Here is a 19,797-nt window from a genome sequence, read left to right as displayed (position 1 = left end):
AAATTTGAGTTTTTTCAGATGATATGCTGATCGGTTTTGGGTTCACCAAAAAATGAATAACCTTATTGTCAATCATTTCGGTAGATGAATGATTCAGACGGGTAGGTACTTCATTTTTATATTCATTATAGGATAGATTGTGAACAGGGCTGTGCAAAAAAAAAACTACAAAGCTCTTAGCGCTGCATATCCTTTACATAGGGCAATTTTTCTATCTTTGGTATTCCATGAATATCGAAGAACAATCATCCCGGGAGGATTTTAGTGGAGAGCTAATCATCCAGGCCCTAGGATGCTCGCCAGAGGCAACAGCCATATATACCGATGAGGATATGATCATCCGTTTTGCAAATGAAGGAATGCTGGAGGTTTGGGGGAAAAACCCTTCAGTAATCGGAAAACCGCTGATGGAGGCGCTTCCTGAGCTAGAAGGTCAACCTTTCCTCGGTCTGCTTCAACAGGTGTGGCGTTCTGGTCAAACTTATTCCGTAAGCGATGCGCCAGTTCATGTGATCAAAAACGGAGTTTCTACTACTGATTATTATGATTATGAGTATAAAGCACTTTTAAACAAGGAAGGCAGAACCTGGTGTATCCTAAATACCGCCCGGAAGGTGAGTTCGAGACGGGAATATCTGGAGCGGATTCAGAGAAAAGAAGAGAAAGAACAATCGCTGATGGAGGAGATGGCGGCTACCATGGAAGAGCTGAGTTCTACCAACGAAGACCTGAGCACCTCGCTGAAGCTGCTCGGAGAAAGTCGCGAACATATCAGAACAATTATTGAACAGGCACCAGTAGGAATCGCAATGTTGCAAGGTCCGGAGCATATCATAGAGATTGCCAACCCAGCCATTTTAAAAATCTGGGGACGTTCACTTTCAGAGGTTGAGGGGCTTCCGCATGAAAAGGCCCGACCCGAACTTATCGGCCAGCCAGTTAATAGATGGCTTAATGAGGTATTTACGACAGGGCAGCGACGAATAAACAATGAATTTACCGTCAGATTAAGAGACCACGGCAGCTTGCGTGAAGCTATCGTTAATTCAATTTATCAACCCGTATTCTCCTCCGATGGATTAGTGAGTGGCGTATTGGTGATTCTGGAGGAAATTACACAACTCGTACTTGATCGACGGGCAAGTGAGAAAGATCAACAAATGCTTTTGCTGGCCGTAGAGGCAGGAGATCTTGCCACATTTTTTTATGAGCCGAAAACAAATCTTTTCTCTGGCAATGCATTATTAAAGTCATGGTTTGGACTTCCTGAAGCTCAAAATATCGATTTGGGTATTGCATTTTCCAGTATTTTGGATGAAGATAGGGCCAGGGTAGAAGAGGCCATCATGGAATCGCTGAGCGCTACCTCAAACGGGAATTATTTTATTGAATACCGCATCTTTAATCCCGAGGATCCAAACGGAAGACTTGTACAGGCCCGTGGTAAAGTATTTTACGATAATAATGGAAATGTGGTGAGTTTAAACGGAACCTTGCGTGATATTACCGAACAAAAAAAGGATGAGCAAAGGAAAGATGACTTCATGGCCATGGTCAGTCATGAACTGAAAACGCCGCTTACCTCTCTTAATGCTTATCAGCAGCTCATGCAGCGTAACGCTATGCTTTCCGGAGATCAGAAGCTGGAAGGCATACTCGAAAAATCACTCCGCCAGGTACGCAACATGACTTCCATGATCAATGGCTTTCTAAATATATCCCGACTGGATTCTGGTAAAATGCTGTTGGCACAATCTTCTTTCGATCTTAAAGCATTGTTTTATGAACTCGAAGACGAAGTTCATTCTACTGTACATACCCACAGAATTGTTTTTGAAAAGAACGAAAGTGTTGACCTTTATGCCGACAGAGACAAAATCTCACAGGTTATTCATAACCTCATCGGAAATGCCGTGAAATATTCACCAATTGGTAGCGACATCAATATTTCCTACTCTAAACCTAAGAATGGAAAAGTCGCGATTGTGGTGAAGGACCATGGAATGGGAATTGATGAGCAAGACCAGCAACAAATTTTTGAACGCTATTACCGGATAAAAAGTCCAAACATGGGATCAATTGCAGGTTTTGGAATCGGCCTTTATCTCTGCAAAGAAATTATCGAGCTTCATAAAGGAGAGATAAAACTCGAAAGTAGGGAAGGAGCAGGGGCTACATTTATCGTTGAGCTTCCAGCCTAGTTTTTTGTATCAAGATGGGACTTAGCTCTTTTTAATTTAAAATGAGTTCCTTGATGTTGAGCAAAAGGTGGCTGCTTTCAAATGGCTTTCCAATAATACCATCTGCCAGACATTCGATTTCGGAAATATCCTGGTAACTCAACCCTGTTAATAACAGTATAGGGATGTGGGCAGTGGCATCGCTGTTTTTAAGCTCATCGCAAATGGTTCTGCCGTCGCCATCTCCAAGGGCTATATCCAGAATAATTAAATCAGGGCGAAACTCCTCATTAAGCTTATCAATTGATTGATGGTTAGCCGATGATCTCACTTCAAAACCTTCGGTGCAAAGAAAATCTTCAAGTGCTTCAAGCAATTCAACATCATCATCAATTACCAAAATCTTATTTTTGGTCATAATACCATTCTTTAAATATGGTTGTAAATGTAAGTAAAATATTAAGTTTTTATTTCAATACTAAGAAGGTGTAAGCGACGTCTTTTTCAACGTAGCAAATTATTTACAGTGGTAGCAGGGAAGAGTTTTAAATTTTCAATAATTTGTATGGGTAATTTCTAACCAGCTGTTAACATAAGCAATATGGGCGACAACGACTATTACCTGCTACTAAGAAAAGGCATCCTGTTGCATTGTGGGATGGAGGATATCAATGAAAATAACTGTAAAATTATTTCCATTGAGATATTTAAGCAGGATCAGAATTACGTTTCCCTTACCAATATCAAACGATTTTTTGGCCTGTTGCCAATAGCTTCCCAGTTTTCGCCATTTATCCTCAACAGCCTTTCCCAGTTTATAGGTTATCATCATTGGATAGATTTTAAAGAAAATGTAACGGTATAATTAATAAATTGATTTTTTTGAAACATCATCCGACCAACAGGTTAAGATTTAATTTAATTTTCATGATTAAGTATGTCTGTTTAAAAAAATAAAAACCAAATTATTTTGACTTCTGATAGGTGTATCGTAATATTGCGATATATCATTATGGGACTTACAAAATCAGAGATATTTACTGCAGAGCAGAACCGTCTTTCTACCTTGCTAAAAGCAATTGCGCACCCTGCCCGGATCGCTATCCTGCAAAGAATCATCATTTCAAATACTTGTATCTGCAGCGATTTAGTAGGCGAGCTTGGTCTGGCTCAGGCAACTATTTCTCAGCACCTGAAAGAATTGAAATTATCCGGTATCATCCAAGGCACAATAGAAGGTGTAAGTGTATGCTACTGTATTAATCCTAAAATGTGGAAACTGTTAGAAACACAGCTTGGTGGATTTTTAGCTTCTTATAAAGGCGAAACTACCTGCTGTTAACTTTTTTTGCCTATTACTATAAAAACATATAATATGAAACTATCTGAAATAAAGACAATACTTACAACAGCTGAAAGAGTGAATTTTAAACTGGAAAATGGCAATATGGTGCCCGAACATTTCCATGTAACCGAAGTGGGAATTATTACCAAAGATTTTATAGACTGTGGTGGAACTGTACGCCATGAAAAAGTAGCTAACTTCCAGTTATGGGATGCTGCCGATGAGGAACACCGCTTAAAAGCAGGGAAGTTACTCCAAATCATTTCCCTCTCAGAAAAGGTTTTAGGTATGGAAGATCTGGAAATTGAAGTAGAGTATCAGGCAGAAACTATTGGTAAGTACGACCTGGGCTTTGATGGGCAGAACTTTCTTTTGCTGGCCAAGAAAACGGCTTGTTTAGCTATGGACAAATGTGGTGTTCCGGCTGAGAAACAAGAAATTAACCTGGTAAATCTGGCTTCAGGTTCAACTTGTACTCCAGGTGGTGGGTGCTGCTAATTTTCAAGGCTGATAAATATGATCATGAACACAAAACTTTTTCAGGAACTTGAAGGTGTAGTTAAGGCTTTTCGTTTTGACAGCATCCCATCAGAACGCAAAACGTTATTACAACCTTTAGTAGACTATACTCAGCAGAAACAAGCTACTCAGAGCGAGCTACGCCTCAATTTTATTTGCACACACAATTCACGTAGAAGCCATCTTTCACAAGTATGGGCGCAAACAGCTGCAGCTTATTATGGCATTAAGAATGTCTGCTGCTATTCGGGCGGAACATCCGCTACGGCCTCATCGCCATCTATCTTGGGTAGGTAATGGCCTGGCTAATTACTATGCTAACACGCATCCAATCTCTCGATCATCGTATTTCGATCCCCCAGCAGGCTTGTCTGTTTAATGTTAAAACCTTAAACAGGAAATAGAGCTGTTGTTAAATGTTGTATTTTTTGGATATATTTGATATGTGAGACCACATCAAAAAAATATTTGCCACATTCGCACTTTCTCACCCGAGAAAGTTTTGCTTGGTAAGTATGGTGTTTTTTCGCTTTACACTTACCTATTTTACGACGAGATTTATTGTCTATCTTCTTTTAAAGATTTTGATAATCTCACCCCATGCCTTCGATAACTTTTCGGCCTGGGGTTTAGCACCTCTTTTCTTAACACCACCATTTGGAATTTTACCCGATACCTTTTCTAACCAAAAGCTGTATCGCGAGTTAATTTAATCCTGATTAGCTTAACGTGAGAAATTCACTTTTCAATCCTGTGTTAAAGGAAGAACACAGCCTCTTTCGAGCAGACCTTTCTTACAGGATATAAAATACATTAATGACTATAGATATGAATTTAAATGAAAACACCCCGGTGGTGATCACCCAGCAAGACTTTGATCTCTTAAAGCCTTATTTCACTAAACAAAAGCAAAACTCCGCTGAGATGTCTCTGTCAGCAGAATTGAGCAGGGCGGTTATCCTAAAAAATGATGCTTTTCCACCACATGCGGTGCGACTTAATTCAAAGGTTTGGATCCAGGAGGAAAGTACCGGAACGATAATGGAACTTACAATAGTGTTGCCTCAAAATGCGGATATCAAAGCGAAAAAGATTTCGGTATTAACTCCGATTGCTGCAGCACTTATCGGGTTTAGAAAGGGTGAAACGGTTAGATGGAAAGTCCCCGTGGGAATGAAAGTGTTTAACATCATCGATGTTCTTCCACCTTTGTAAATCGTGGGCGCATTGGCGGCAGTGCTTTAGCCAGTCGCGAGTCTTTGGTCCTGAGTCGGGAGGCCGGCAGGTCAGTTCAAATCCGGAGGCTGCAAAGCCCGGCAGCCTTACTTAGTGGCGCTCAGTTGCTTGCCATTGCAAAAGCACAACTTGGTGTTCGGGAGGCTACTGGAAAGAATGATGGACATTTGCTACAGCGATATCTGGCCTACACGGGCAATCAGAAAGGCGATCCTTGATGCTCCGCATTTGTGAGTTGGGTATTTGGGCAAACTGGAGTGAAGGAACTCCGTATTGCCTGGAGCCCGGCATTATTTCCCTTTAGCCGAAAAACAAAGCTGATTAGGCCAGCAGTGGTGTTTGGTATTTATTTTCCGGAACTGAAAAGGATTGCGCATTGTGGTTTCGTCGTGAAACAGAAAAGCAACTGGATCTATACCATTGAAGGCAATACCAATGTGGCGGGCAGTAGGGAAGGGGATGGGGTTTATGCTAAAATCAGGCATCGGCGAAACATTGCGGTTTACGCCAATTGGATTTTCGATATGGAGAAGGGAGCCAGGCCATGAGATATTTTTTGACGATATGTTTAATGCTATCTGGCTGCAAGGTCTTGCACAAGTCGAACGCCAGATTATCCTCCACCGAACAGATGGAGGTGAACCGAAAAGAAAATCAATGGCTTCAGTACTCGGAATGGAAGATCATAAATGATAGTGCTAACATAGAGAGCAGAATGGAGTTTTATCCGAAGAGAAAATAAGCATCAGTGCGGATGGCCCGATTGAAGGCGAGATGGATAAAATGAGCATCATACGGAAAGAACAAAAAGTGGTAAAGTCGATGTCGCGGGAGCAGTTAAGCGCTCATCAAAATACCACAACAAGTAAAAAATCAAAATCAGAATTGAAGCGTGGGGATCGCCAGCAAACGAAATTAGGCTTTAATTGGTTAGTCTATCTTATCCCTATTGGCTTGGTGTTGCTGATCTGCTGGCGAATCCTTAAAACCATAAAATAATCAGGCATGGCCGGCGAAAGCTGGCCATTGCTTTTGATATTGATGAACGAGATTTTTCCGGGTGGTAGGTGTATTTTTGAAATGAAGTTCATCTTATAAAGCATTCATTTTAAGTGAATTCGTAAAGATCACTCACCCGCGAAAGATCCAGGAATATCTAGGGAAATTGTTGGGGATATACGGGGAAATTTATACTCATTATTATAATTATAGGGTAATTTTTTACCCGTTCTATGTTAGGCTAAAATTGGAGAAAGTCCACTGTTCTTTCCTCTACCCATTTTTGAGTTTTTGGCTGATGGTTTGAATGTGTGAAGCGTTGGCCAGTTACTGTGTGAGGAGAAATTCTCATACGTAATACTATTAGCATTCCCTAACTCCCTGCTAATGAAATGTCCGAGTTGATCAAACAAACTAGATTTAAATTAGATGAATAAACATTTACTCCTCAGTCTAACAGTTTTACTTTTAGGTGCCACCACGGCTTTTGCGCAGCAAAAGATAAAAGATGGTACCATTAATACTGGTAATCTGCCTAACAAAGATGCAATTCTTGAGTTAGAAAGCAACAACAAAGGCTTTTTGCACACCCGGGTTAATTTAATCCAAACAACCAATCCGGCGCCGCTTAGTGCGCACGTGGCGGGTATGATGGTATATAACCTGGCTACCGCAAATGATGTGGTACCTGGTATTTACTATAACGACGGTACCAAATGGGTTTTTGTAAGAAGCAGTAATTCCATTCTAGTCGAAAATCAACCAGGCAGAACAGGCACGCCAGGAACTCCTGGAACAGCAGGAGGCCCTGGAGCTGGCGTTACCATTGTAACCAATGATAGCGGAAGCTGGGTTTATAATCCAACAACGAATACATGGACCAACATTAACGGTCTGAAAGGAGATAAAGGAGATCCAGGTATAGTAGGTGTTCAGGGCATGCCAGGTACTTCGGGTACTCCAGGCAAACCAGGTGCTGGTACGCCAGGTGCTCCGGCTGCAGGCATTACCATTGTAACCAACGATAGTGGCACATGGGTTTACAATCCGGCAACAGGAGTATGGACCAATATTAATGGTCCGAAAGGAGATAAAGGAGATCCAGGTGTAGTAGGAATTCAGGGCATGCCGGGTACTTCAGGTACACCGGGTAAACCAGGCGCTGGTACACCAGGTGCTCCGGCTGCAGGGATTACCATTGTCACTAATGATAGTGGTACATGGGTTTACAATCCGGCAACAGGAGTATGGACTAATATTAATGGGCCAAAAGGAGATAAAGGTGATGCAGGTGTAGTAGGTGTTCAGGGAATGCCGGGTACTTCAGGTACACCGGGTAAACCGGGTTCAGGTACGCCAGGTGCTCCGGGTGCAGGCATTACGATTGTAACGAACGATAGTGGAACATGGGTTTATAATCCAACCACAGGAACATGGACAAATATTAACGGACCAAAAGGAGATAAGGGAGATGCAGGAATTGTAGGTCTTCCTGGCACTTCTGGAGTTCCTGGTACCCCAGGTTCAGGTACGCCTGGTGCTCCTGGTACAGGTGTTACCATTGTAAACAACGACAGCGGAACTTGGGTTTATAATCCAACAACAAATACATGGACTAATGTAGTTGGTCCAAAAGGAGATAAAGGTGATGCAGGTACGGTTGGCGTTCAGGCTCTGCCAGGAACAAATGGTACCCCAGGTACTCCGGGGTCAGGTACGCCAGGTGCTCCGGGTGCAGGCATTACGATTGTAACCAACGACAGTGGCACATGGGTTTATAATCCAACCACAGGAACATGGACAAACATCAATGGTCCAAAAGGAGATAAAGGTGATGCAGGTGTAGTAGGCGTTCAGGGTTTGCCGGGAACAAGTGGTACCCCAGGTAATCCGGGTTCAGGTACGCCAGGTGCTCCGGGTGCAGGCATTACGATTGTAACCAACGACAGTGGCACATGGGTTTATAATCCAACCACAGGAACATGGACAAACATCAATGGTCCGAAAGGAGATAAAGGTGATGCAGGTGTAGTAGGTGTTCAGGGAATGCCAGGAACAAGTGGTACCCCAGGTACTCCGGGTTCAGGTACGCCGGGTGCTCCGGGTGCAGGCATTACGATTGTAACCAACGATAGCGGCACATGGGTTTATAATCCAGCTACTGGAACATGGACAAACATCAATGGTCCAAAAGGAGATAAAGGTGAGGCAGGTGTAGTAGGTGTTCAGGGCATGCCAGGAACAAGTGGTACCCCAGGTACTCCAGGTTCGGGTACGCCAGGTGCTCCGGGTGCAGGCATTACAATTGTAACCAACGACAGTGGCACATGGGTTTATAATCCATCAACAAATACATGGACAAACATCAATGGTCCAAAAGGAGATAAAGGTGATGCGGGCGTAGTTGGCGTTCAGGGCATGCCAGGAACAAGTGGTACCCCAGGTACCCCAGGTTCAGGTACGCCAGGTGCTCCGGGTGCAGGCATTACGATTGTAACCAACGACAGTGGCACATGGGTTTATAATCCAACTACTGGAACATGGACAAACATTAACGGTCCGAAAGGAGATAAAGGTGATGCAGGTGTAGTAGGTGTTCAGGGAATGCCAGGAACAAGTGGTACCCCAGGTACTCCGGGTTCGGGTACGCCAGGTGCTCCGGGTGCAGGCATTACGATTGTAACCAACGACAGTGGCACGTGGGTTTATAATCCAACCACGGGAACATGGACAAATATTAATGGTCCGAAAGGAGATAAGGGTGATGCAGGTGTAGTAGGTGTTCAGGGCATGCCGGGAACAAGTGGTACCCCAGGTACTCCGGGTTCGGGTACTCCAGGTGCTCCGGGTGCAGGCATTACGATTGTAACCAACGACAGTGGCACTTGGGTTTATAATCCAACCACGGGAACATGGACAAACATCAACGGTCCAAAAGGAGATAAAGGTGATGCAGGTGTAGTAGGTGTTCAGGGAATGCCAGGAACAAGTGGTACCCCAGGTACTCCGGGTTCAGGTACGCCAGGTGCTCCGGGTGCAGGCATTACAATCGTAACCAACGACAGTGGCACTTGGGTTTATAATCCAGCAACAAATACATGGACAAACATCAATGGTCCAAAAGGAGATAAAGGTGATGCGGGCGTAGTTGGCGTTCAGGGCATGCCAGGAACAAGTGGTACCCCAGGTACTCCAGGTTCGGGTACGCCAGGTGCTCCGGGTGCAGGCATTACAATTGTAACCAACGACAGTGGCACATGGGTTTATAATCCAGCAACAAATACATGGACAAACATCAATGGTCCAAAAGGAGATAAAGGTGATGCGGGCGTAGTTGGCGTTCAGGGCATGCCAGGAACAAGTGGTACCCCAGGTACCCCAGGTTCAGGTACGCCAGGTGCTCCGGGTGCAGGCATTACGATTGTAACCAACGACAGTGGCACATGGGTTTATAATCCAACTACTGGAACATGGACAAACATTAACGGTCCGAAAGGAGATAAAGGTGATGCAGGCGTAGTAGGTGTTCAGGGCTTGCCAGGAACAAGCGGTACCCCAGGTACTCCGGGTTCAGGTACGCCAGGTGCTCCGGGTGCAGGCATTACGATTGTAACCAACGACAGTGGCACATGGGTTTATAATCCAACCACAGGAACATGGACAAACATCAATGGTCCAAAAGGAGATAAAGGTGATGCAGGCGTAGTAGGCGTTCAGGGGATGCCGGGAACAAGTGGTACCCCAGGTACTCCGGGTTCAGGTACGCCAGGTGCTCCGGGTGCAGGCATTACGATTGTAACCAACGACAGTGGCACATGGGTTTATAATCCAACCACAGGAACATGGACAAACATCAATGGTCCGAAAGGAGATAAAGGTGATGCAGGTGTAGTAGGTGTTCAGGGCTTGCCAGGAACAAGCGGTACCCCAGGTACTCCGGGTTCAGGTACTCCAGGTGCTCCGGGTGCAGGCATTACGATTGTAACCAACGATAGTGGCACATGGGTATATAATCCAACCACGGGAACATGGACAAACATCAATGGTCCAAAAGGAGATAAAGGTGATGCAGGTGTAGTAGGTGTTCAGGGCTTGCCAGGAACAAGTGGTACGCCAGGTACTCCGGGTTCAGGTACGCCAGGTGCTCCGGGTGCAGGCATTACAATTGTAACCAACGACAGTGGAACATGGGTTTATAATCCAACCACAGGAACATGGACAAATATTAACGGTCCAAAAGGAGATAGTGGAACAAACGGTACTAATGGAACCAACGGAACCAATGGTACTTCGGTAACCAGCGGCACTACTGCACCAACAGGTACAGGCGCTACAGGCGATACGTATATCAATACGACTACGGGTGAAACCTTTGTTTACAATGGTACAACATGGGCACCAAGTGGAAACATCAAAGGTCCAAAAGGAGATAGTGGAACAAACGGTACTAATGGAACCAACGGTACCAATGGTACTTCGGTAACCAGCGGTACTACTGCACCATCAGGTACAGGCGCTACTGGCGATACCTATATCAATACGACTACAGGCGAAACCTTTGTTTACAACGGTACAACATGGGCTCCAAGCGGAAACATCAAAGGTCCAAAAGGAGATAGCGGAACAAACGGTACTAATGGAACCAACGGAACAAATGGTACTTCGGTAACCAGTGGTACTACTGCACCATCAGGTACAGGCGCTACTGGCGATACCTATATCAATACCACTACAGGTGAAACCTTTGTTTACAATGGTACCACATGGGCGCCAAGTGGAAACATCAAAGGTCCAAAGGGAGATAGCGGAACCAATGGTACTTCGGTAACCAGTGGTACTACTGCACCATCAGGTACAGGCGCTACAGGCGATACTTATATCAATACCACTACAGGTGAAACCTTTGTTTACAATGGTACTACATGGGCGCCAAGCGGAAACATCAAAGGTCCAAAAGGAGATACCGGTACTGATGGTATCCAAGGTCCGGCAGGTGTTGCTGGTCCGGCAGGAGCTCAGGGTCCGATTGGTTTGACTGGTCCGAAAGGAGATACAGGTACTGATGGTATCCAAGGTCCTCAAGGTCCGGCAGGTGTAGCAGGTGCTCAGGGTTTAGCTGGTCCAAAAGGAGATACTGGTACCAACGGTACTTCAGTAACCAGCGGTCCCGGTAGTCCTGCAAATGGCACAGGTACTAATGGTGATACTTATATCAACACGACAACAGGCGATACCTATATCAATAACGGTACTTCGTGGGTTCTAAATGGAAATATCAGGGGACCAGAAGGTCAAAATGGTCCAACAGGTGAAACAGGCGCAGCAGGTATTCAAGGTATTCAAGGTCCTGTAGGTTCTTCAGGTCCTGCAGGTCCGAAAGGAGATCCGGGTGATATTGGTCCTTCCGGTCCGGCGGGTGATCCAGGTATTCAAGGTCCGAAAGGAGATACAGGTACATTTGCAGCTACAGTTGATAACGGTTTGAATTTTTCTACACCAACCAATATTCAATTGGGAGGCGTGTTAATACGTCCAGTTACAACAATAACTACAAATACAACAGCAGGTAGCAATACGCTGGCAATTGCGGGCTTACAACCTGGGATTACCACAGGCGCAACACCTGATAAAATTGTAGTGGCAGACCCAGTAACAGGTGTATTGAGAGCGATTCCGGCCATCAACACGTCGGTAAGCAATATCATTAAAACTACCGTAGCTTATACGGCATTGGCTACCGATGTGACCATTTTAGCAGATGCTACAACAGCAGGTTTTACTTTAACGATTCCTGCTGCAGCAACAAACAAAGGTCGGATTTTAATTATCCGTAAAACTGATGAAACCAGCAATGTGCTTACTTTCAGTGCTCCGGTTAAAATATCCGAAACAACAAGTTTTACTACACTTAACATCAATACTACCATCCGCATCCAAAGTGACGGTACAGATTGGTACAAAATAGACTAATTAGGTTTTAGGGTAACAGGCGGTGAGGGAAAAGAACCTCACCGCCAGATTCCCAATATCATATCTCATATCGAAATTCAGATAACAATGAAAAAGAATCTCAAATCAATCGTTCTCCTAGCCTTTTTATTAGCTACAGGCTATCATGCGATGGCTCAAAATACAGGACAAAAAATAGGTACAAACCCGACTATCAAAGATGCTTCTGCATTATTGGAGTTGGAATCTTCTAATAAGGGTGCTTTATTGCCTAGGATAGCGCTCAGCAGCACCATCCTTGCGGCACCGGTTACCTTACCGGCAAATGCTTTAACCGTTTTCAATACAGCAACCGCTGGATCAGGAGCGAATGCAGTTAGCCCGGGTTATTACTATTGGAGCTCCCCGCAAAATAAATGGGTAAGGTTGTTAGACCAGGCGACTATAGCCGATGTTCGTGTGGTAGGTACTGATAGTCATATTTCACAGGATGCAGGAGTGGGATCAAATGGTACAGCTCTGCCGGGTAACGATAACATCGCTATTGGTAAAGGAGCAATGAATGCTGCTACTGGCGGTGCTGCTTTACAGGGAAATGTGGCTATTGGTGGGGGAAATCAACTGGCAAATGCTGCCAGCGCAGTCAACGTAGCCGTAGGTTTCGGAAATTTACCGCTAGCCACAGGAAGTGGAAACATGGCTATCGGTGCATTAAACCTCACCAGCTTGACCACCGGCCAGGGTAATACTGCTATTGGTACTAACGCTTTAAAAAGTGTGACTACTGGTGAACAGAATATTGCATTTGGTACAAACTCGTTAAACCTGGCTACAGGATTTAGAAATTTAGGTTTTGGGGTAGATGTTTTAGCGAAATTAACAACCGGTACAGATAACGTGGGTTTCGGAGTGGCTTCGGGTAACGAATTAACTACAGGAAACTTCAATACTTTTTTTGGTACTGAAGCAGCCAACAGAATTGGAGGCCCGATCACTGAAAAATATACTTCTGGCAGCAACAGTTTATTCTTAGGCTCGCAAACCAAAGCACAAAGTACAGTAAGTAACCAGTTAAATATTGGCAACTGGATTTACGGTGTAAATGGTGCAATTGCTTTAGGTGATTTTAGTGGTGCTACTGCATTACCAACAATCACTCCAACTAACCGTTTAGATGTTACCGCTGGTAATGTACGGGTACGTGATCTATTTGGCTTAGCCGGTAGTGCTGCAACGGACAGGGTGGTTGTGGCTGATAATACGGGTATTTTAAAAACAGTAACAGTGGCCTCTCTAGCTGGCGCAGCGGTTAACATTTACAATGCAAATGGAACATTAACTACTAACCGTGTAGTTACGATGGCAGATAAACAATTGGCTTTCAAAGGAGATCATCAAGAAACAACCTTATCTCTTTTCTCTGGCTTGCTTCAAGAAGGAGTTGCATCGTCGCCATATGGCAATGGTAGTATAGCGATATTTGCTGCTGATAAAAACGCAAATAGCAGCAGAACCAAATTAGGAATACAGGCATTTGCTGAGGCAGGGACGCAAATTTTTGCCACTGAGGAAGCTACCGACCTTACCTTGGGAACTCATGGGACTTTAACGCCAGCCCCTATCAATTTTGTAACAAGCCCAGGCAGTGTAGCTGATGGAGTAGTGAGAATGACAATCACTGGAACAGGAAATGTGGGTGTGGCTACCGATACTCCTTCTGAGAAATTAGATAATAATGGAATTACGAGATTAAGAACCCTTCCGTTGAATGGTGCTACTAATGCTATAAATACCACAGGTGCGGGAGGTGTGTCGTCAAGTCAGAATCAAACTTTTACAGCAACCAGAACGGTAGTGGCAGATGCTAATGGTGTATTGGGCACGGTGGCAGGTTTACCAGCAAACCCTGTAAATATTTACAATGCAAATGGTACCTTAACAGCGCAAAGAACGGTAACAACAGCCGACCGTCTATTAACATTTGCTGGAACAGCGAGTAGCGTTGATATTTCAGCTAGATTAGATGAGGGAAGGGTTGTAGCTACTGGTACAGGTGCGGCAGGAAGAGGTACATTCACTGCAGTAGGAGGAAATTCAATGTTAGATCTTTATGCCGATAATAACTCCTTTGCACAGATTGTAGCCGGTGGAACTGGAAATACCGGGCTAGGTTTAAGAACAGAAAATGTCGCACCAATTTTCTTCAGTACTACTGACCTTGAGAGAATGCGTATTAGCGGAACCGGAGAAGTAGGTATTGCCACTCTATCGCCATCAGAGAAATTAGATGTAGGTGCAGGAAATGTGCGTATCAGAGATATCTATGGTTTGGCAGGTAGTACAGCTACTGATAGGGTAGTGGTAGCAGATGGTACGGGTATATTGAAAACGGTTCCAGTAACTGATTTAAATACTAATCTTTATACTAATGATGGCACTTTAGCCATAGCGGCGCCAGTAGGAACAAGAACTGTTACAACAAATAATCACACCCTAAGGTTCACTGGAAATGGTAATAGTGTTAGCATAAATAATACAGGTAACCAGGGTATTTTGCGGGCAACTGGTGCAGGTGCTTCAGGTAGGGGCGCACTTCTGTTAACAGGAGGTAGTGCAATAGTAGATCTATTTGTGGATAATGCTAACGTAGCCCAGTTAACTTCAAGAGGCAATGCAACAGCTTTAAATGTAGGAACAAGTACAGGAGAAGTGAAGCCATTAAATTTAATTACTAATGGGCTTACAAGAGCTACGGTAACGGGTACAGGTGAATTTGCCATCGGTGCGCTTACTGCTCCATCTTTCGTGGTGGGCGGTGCAACCATTCAACCGTTATTACACGTAGCTGGCGATATCTCTACTACAGGTAGACTTTGGACAACAAGTGGTGTGTATGCGGATTATGTATTTGAAGATTATTTCAACGGCTTTTCTAAAATTTATAAAGACTACAAATTTAAATCATTAAAAGAAGTAGCCGAGTTTATCAAAGCCAACAAACACTTGCCGGGCGTTACGCCAATCTCTGAAGTGAATGTAGGTGAAAATGGTTATAGAATCGATTTAACCCAGTTATCGATGCAACAGTTAGAGAAACTGGAAGAATTATATCTCCATGTAATTGAGATGAACGACGCTTTGGGTGAAAAAGATAAAGAAATCAAAGCGCTTCAAAACAAAACCAATGATTTAGAAGAGCGCTTGAAAAAATTAGAGCACTTATTGATTACCAAGCCATAACAGGAACCGAAAATCTTCCATGAGGTCCCTTCCCTTAAAAAGAGGAAGGGACACCTAAAATGAGAAATATGAAAAAAATCTACGTATTAATATTGTCGGCTTTCCTGGCTAGTATTTCTATTTCAAAAATATATGCACAATCTCCAGGTGGTGTGGCTGCGCCAGACTTTTGGGTAAAATCTGATGATGCCGGCGTTATTGCAACGGCATGGAAAGACCATTCTGCAAATGCCAACAACATCGCGGGATTCGGTGGATGGTCGCTTTCTACGGCCGACAGGGCGCATAACTTCCATCCTTACACCACGGGTTATTCAGGTACCAGATTTTTCTATAATTCTACTTCGGTATTGAACCCTACCAATGGCGAACTGGCCAATACCAATACTTCCATTTTTTCGGCAGTAAGGCCTACCAGTAGCGGAACAGGACGTATTACGGGAATCGATGACGATGCAACTCTTGCTGCTGAACCAGGGATTTCAATTGCTACGGGAAATCCAAGACAGTATGAGTTTTTTAGTACCACCACATCAACAGATTTTTCTGCAAATTTCAATATCGGTCAATCGAATGTATTCTCCGCAATAGCCAACAATGCTGTTGCTAACCTGGGAACTTCGCTTTCCGCTGGCGGAGAAAAAAGATTAGGTTTAAATGGTACTTACGAAACCACTTCATTTACCGGATCAAACAAGTTTCAGATCTTTGGTCGTAATTTAAGAATCGGTGAGGCTGGATGGGATGCCGGTGGTCCTTTTCCAGGGGATATTATGGAAGTGATTTGGTACAAACGTGTTTTAACCGCCAACGAGCAATCGAGAGTAAATACTTATCTTGCTTTAAAAAATGGGGTTACCTTAAACGAAAATTACCTGGCTACCAACAGCAGCATAGTATGGGATAGAACGATTAATACGGGTTATAATAATAATATCTTCGGGATTGCAAGAGATAATAATACCGTATTGCATCAAAAGCAAGCGGGGAGTGTAAACAGCGGACAGCAGCTTGTAATTTCTACAACGGGCTTTGCAAATAATAATGCTTCCAACAGCCTGGGCTTAGTGAATGATTTACAATACCTGATGGCAGGGGATAACGGCTTCAAGCGAAGCCTTACCATCCCATTAGCGTACACCGCAGGCACTAATGGAGCAACCAATTATCGTTTTGAATCGATCTGGAAAGTACAGAATACCGGGAGTGTAGGCACGATTACAGTAGCCTGGCCTAAAGGTGTGGCTAACCTGTATCTGGTACAATCTGCGGATGCGGTTTTTGATGGAAGCGATAGCTTTACGGCAATGGCTACAGAAATCACCATCAACGGTGTGGTTTACAATACCGCAACAGCTACATTAACTAATGGACAGTTTTTTACATTTGCAGGTTTCGGAAATGCTCCGGGAGGGGTAGCCAATGGATTATCCTACTGGTACAGGGCAGACAAAAATGCAAACAACAGCGGAGCGAATACAGACGTAACGGGATGGACAGATATCTGGAACGGAACTACCGTGGCACAATTGGGAACGAATGCATTGCCTAAATACGTATCCGGTGCTGCTGATTATTTCAATTTCAACCCGGGCATTAATTTTACGGTAGGAACGCAAACTTTAGGAAATAATACGGTGCGTACTTTAACCAGTTTAGACTATGATGTCTTCACGTTTACTAAAGAAGGATTGGCTTCAGGCGGGGGAAATCCAAGAGTATTTAGTACTGGTATGGATAATACCACTACAGGTTCTATAAATTGGGATGGTTTCGGGATTTGGCCGGCTACTACCGATTTAGAAAGAAGACCTTATGGAGGTGGTACGCAATTTCCAAATGTCGCTCCTGCTTTTAGTACAACGATACCTAGCATTATGTATTTCAGAAATACAAATATAGCAACAAGCAAAGGTTTGAATGGAGCTGCAATGGCAACGGCCACTGCCTTTAATGCTGTAGGTTCTATGTTTGGTGGTCATATATTCGGAGACACCCGTTTTTCATCAAACGGAAGTGATAACGCCGGATTTACAGGACATATTGGTGAAACCATCGTATACGGCGCAGGTACTTTGTTAGATGCAGACCGTAGAAAAGTTGATTCTTACCTGGCCATTAAATACGGGATTACATTAGGGCAGGTGGCTACCAATCACTATCTGGATACGGATGGAAATATCGTTTGGAACGGTGCTTCAAATGCAACTTACAACAACAATATCTTCGGTGTATCAAGAGATGATATTGAAGCTTTTGAGCAGAAAGTATCTAAAAGTGTAAATGCTGGAACCATCCTTACGGTGGCTACGATCAATAATTTCGTTAATCCAAATCAGGATGCATCACGTACTGGCTTTACCAACGATAAAACCTATTTCTTATTGGGAGATAATAATGTAACGGCAACACCTGTTGTTGACGTTACGGTTGCAGGAACTACCTGGAAGAGAATTCAGAGGATATGGCTGTCTCAACGCAAAAATACACCAAATGCATTGTATTTTGAGGCAAACCTATCTACATACGGCGTTAATTTTGGTGCATCAAGTACAGTTAGGATGTTGGTTGCAGATGATGCGGCCTTTACAGCCAATGTAAAAAGCGTTGCAGGAACTTATAGCAATGGGAAATGGGTATTTAGCAATAATTTTAATACTGATAACGCACAAAGATACATTACATTCGCAGGCCTTCCGCCAAGCTATTGCGTTACCGGCGACTGTAATACCAATACTTTTTTAAATACCTCAAACCCTAACACCATTGAGTATGATAATATGGTAAGCAATTTCCATAGTACCAGGATGCGTGACGCCACTACTGGTGCATTGATGGTATGGGGGGATAAAATGGCAAGCAACGGTTCGGGTGACCTATTGGTCCCTACTGAGGTGAACAGCACTAACTTTATTGGGCTTACCGGAAAGGTACTTAAGTTTACCGGAGCGAGTAATGGTAGTGAAGAGTCTCAAACTGTTATTTTAACTACTACCGGGCTGTTTGCATGGGGCAAAGAAGGGAATTTGATTTCTGGGGGACTTACCAGTGGTGATGTTTTTCAGAAGTTAAGTGTAGGTACTTTCGGCGTAAGTGGCGGTGCGACAAAGTCAGACGGCTTACCTGACGGCGTGGCTCCGGCAGATGTAAAGATGTTCTTCGGTACTTACCAAACATTGGCATTAACCACTTGCTCTGGCGAGGTTTGGGTACTTGCGATAAATGGCAATACATACGGTGATAATGCAGCGGATAATGCTGCAAACGATGCTTTATGGCATCGGGTACGTACCAATGCAACAACAACGCTTGATGATGTTGTCGCCATACGGGGTGAAAGTACAAATTTGATGGCATTAACTGGCACTGGCCAAGTATATACTTGGGGACTTAACACACAACTAGGTCAAGGCAGTGCCGGTATAAACAGAGTGTTTGCCACACAAATGACGCTACCAGCGGGTGTAACCCCTAAAATGATAGGCATGAGTGCAGGTACCTATTATGTATTGGGCACCAATGGCAATGTCTATGCCATGGGATCTGGTATCTTCAGGCAGTTGGGTAACTTCACTAATTCGAACAGCAATACGTGGGTGCAGGTAAGAAAATCGGTAGCGGCCAGTGATTACCTCACCAATGTGGTTTGGATCAGTCCGAATGAGCATGATCCTAATTACCCTGCCATCAACGTATTAACAACAGATGGCAGATTATGGGCTTGGGGAAGCAATCAGAATCGAATGCTTGGTGGAGGATTGAGCGACCCTATAGATCCGATGCAAATGCCGGGCAGTATCCCTATAGGTAGTGCCTACAACATGGGTAAACTGAACTGGATCGATAAAGTAATCGCGGTAGAAACCGGCGGCCATACCTCTATGATTATTAAAGAAAATAGCTATCAATATGGCTATGTAGGGCACAGGATTGATGGAAGTATGGCTGATGGGACAAGCGTAAATCAAACGGAAAATGAATATAACTTTGCAAGCACTCCAGTGATCTTTCTTTGTGGCGCACCAGTAGGTGCCTGTACCAATTTAGGTGCATTTGATGCGGCAGGTTTACCAAGTCTGACGGGAATTTCTAACCTTGTAGGTTTTAGTGGCGGCGCTACAGGATGGCCTGCCAATGTGAATAACGGACATATTGTAATCGAATCTAAAAATAAAGGTTTCGTCATCACCAGGGTAAGTTCATCAGCTGCCATAGCCGTTCCAGTAGAGGGCATGTTAATCTATGACATTGCCGCTGCCTGTGTGAAGCTTTATAATGGAACGGTTTGGAAATGTTTAGAAAAAGATTGTACTCCCTTAAGTAATTAAT

General features: G+C 43.9%; 11 protein-coding genes. 9 read left to right on the top strand and 2 right to left on the bottom strand.

Annotation, left to right across the window (positions count from 1 at the left end; translation table 11 throughout):
* The first annotated feature begins 227 nt into the window (after positions 1-227).
* On the top strand, positions 228-2,201 hold the full coding sequence (locus ACZZZK_RS08255; protein WP_463483733.1) for a PAS domain-containing sensor histidine kinase: 1,974 nt from the start codon (positions 228-230) through the stop codon (positions 2,199-2,201).
* 31 nt (positions 2,202-2,232) lie between these two features.
* On the opposite strand, the gene ACZZZK_RS08250 is transcribed toward ACZZZK_RS08255, so the two are convergent.
* On the bottom strand, positions 2,233-2,598 hold the full coding sequence (locus ACZZZK_RS08250) for a response regulator (protein ID WP_463483732.1): 366 nt from the start codon (positions 2,596-2,598) through the stop codon (positions 2,233-2,235).
* Positions 2,599-2,808: 210 nt separating this feature from the next.
* Positions 2,809-3,012, bottom strand: a complete 204-nt coding sequence (locus ACZZZK_RS08245; protein ID WP_463483731.1) for a hypothetical protein — start codon at positions 3,010-3,012, stop codon at positions 2,809-2,811.
* Between the two features lie 180 nt (positions 3,013-3,192).
* On the opposite strand from ACZZZK_RS08245, the gene ACZZZK_RS08240 reads away from it, so the two are divergent.
* The 8 genes from ACZZZK_RS08240 (at position 3,193) to ACZZZK_RS08205 (ending at position 19,796) form a co-directional block, all read left to right on the top strand.
* Entirely contained in the window at positions 3,193-3,522 is a 330-nt protein-coding gene (locus ACZZZK_RS08240) for an ArsR/SmtB family transcription factor (protein WP_463483730.1), read from the top strand.
* Positions 3,523-3,555: 33 nt separating this feature from the next.
* Positions 3,556-4,023, top strand: a complete 468-nt coding sequence (locus tag ACZZZK_RS08235) for a DUF6428 family protein (protein ID WP_463483729.1) — start codon at positions 3,556-3,558, stop codon at positions 4,021-4,023.
* An 18-nt stretch (positions 4,024-4,041) separates the two neighbouring features.
* Positions 4,042-4,341 (top strand): hypothetical protein, encoded by a 300-nt coding sequence (locus tag ACZZZK_RS08230; RefSeq protein WP_463483728.1) that lies wholly within the window; start codon positions 4,042-4,044, stop codon positions 4,339-4,341.
* A 519-nt stretch (positions 4,342-4,860) separates the two neighbouring features.
* A complete protein-coding gene (locus tag ACZZZK_RS08225) occupies positions 4,861-5,259 on the top strand; it encodes a GreA/GreB family elongation factor (protein WP_463483727.1) in 399 nt (132 codons plus the stop codon).
* Positions 5,260-5,510: 251 nt separating this feature from the next.
* Complete coding sequence (locus tag ACZZZK_RS08220; RefSeq protein ID WP_463483726.1) at positions 5,511-5,828, top strand: hypothetical protein; 318 nt, start codon at positions 5,511-5,513, stop codon at positions 5,826-5,828.
* An 880-nt stretch (positions 5,829-6,708) separates the two neighbouring features.
* Positions 6,709-12,249 (top strand): beta strand repeat-containing protein, encoded by a 5,541-nt coding sequence (locus ACZZZK_RS08215; protein WP_463483725.1) that lies wholly within the window; start codon positions 6,709-6,711, stop codon positions 12,247-12,249.
* An 87-nt stretch (positions 12,250-12,336) separates the two neighbouring features.
* Positions 12,337-15,468 (top strand): beta strand repeat-containing protein, encoded by a 3,132-nt coding sequence (locus tag ACZZZK_RS08210; protein ID WP_463483724.1) that lies wholly within the window; start codon positions 12,337-12,339, stop codon positions 15,466-15,468.
* 68 nt (positions 15,469-15,536) lie between these two features.
* Positions 15,537-19,796: a hypothetical protein gene (locus ACZZZK_RS08205; RefSeq protein ID WP_463483723.1), complete on the top strand. Its 4,260-nt coding sequence runs from the start codon at positions 15,537-15,539 to the stop codon at positions 19,794-19,796.
* The last annotated feature ends 1 nt before the right edge of the window (position 19,797 follow it).

The organism is Pedobacter sp. AC163 (assembly GCF_979258665.1).
Note: the sequence above shows the minus strand (reverse complement) of the source record. Positions and strands in the feature narration are given on the sequence as shown.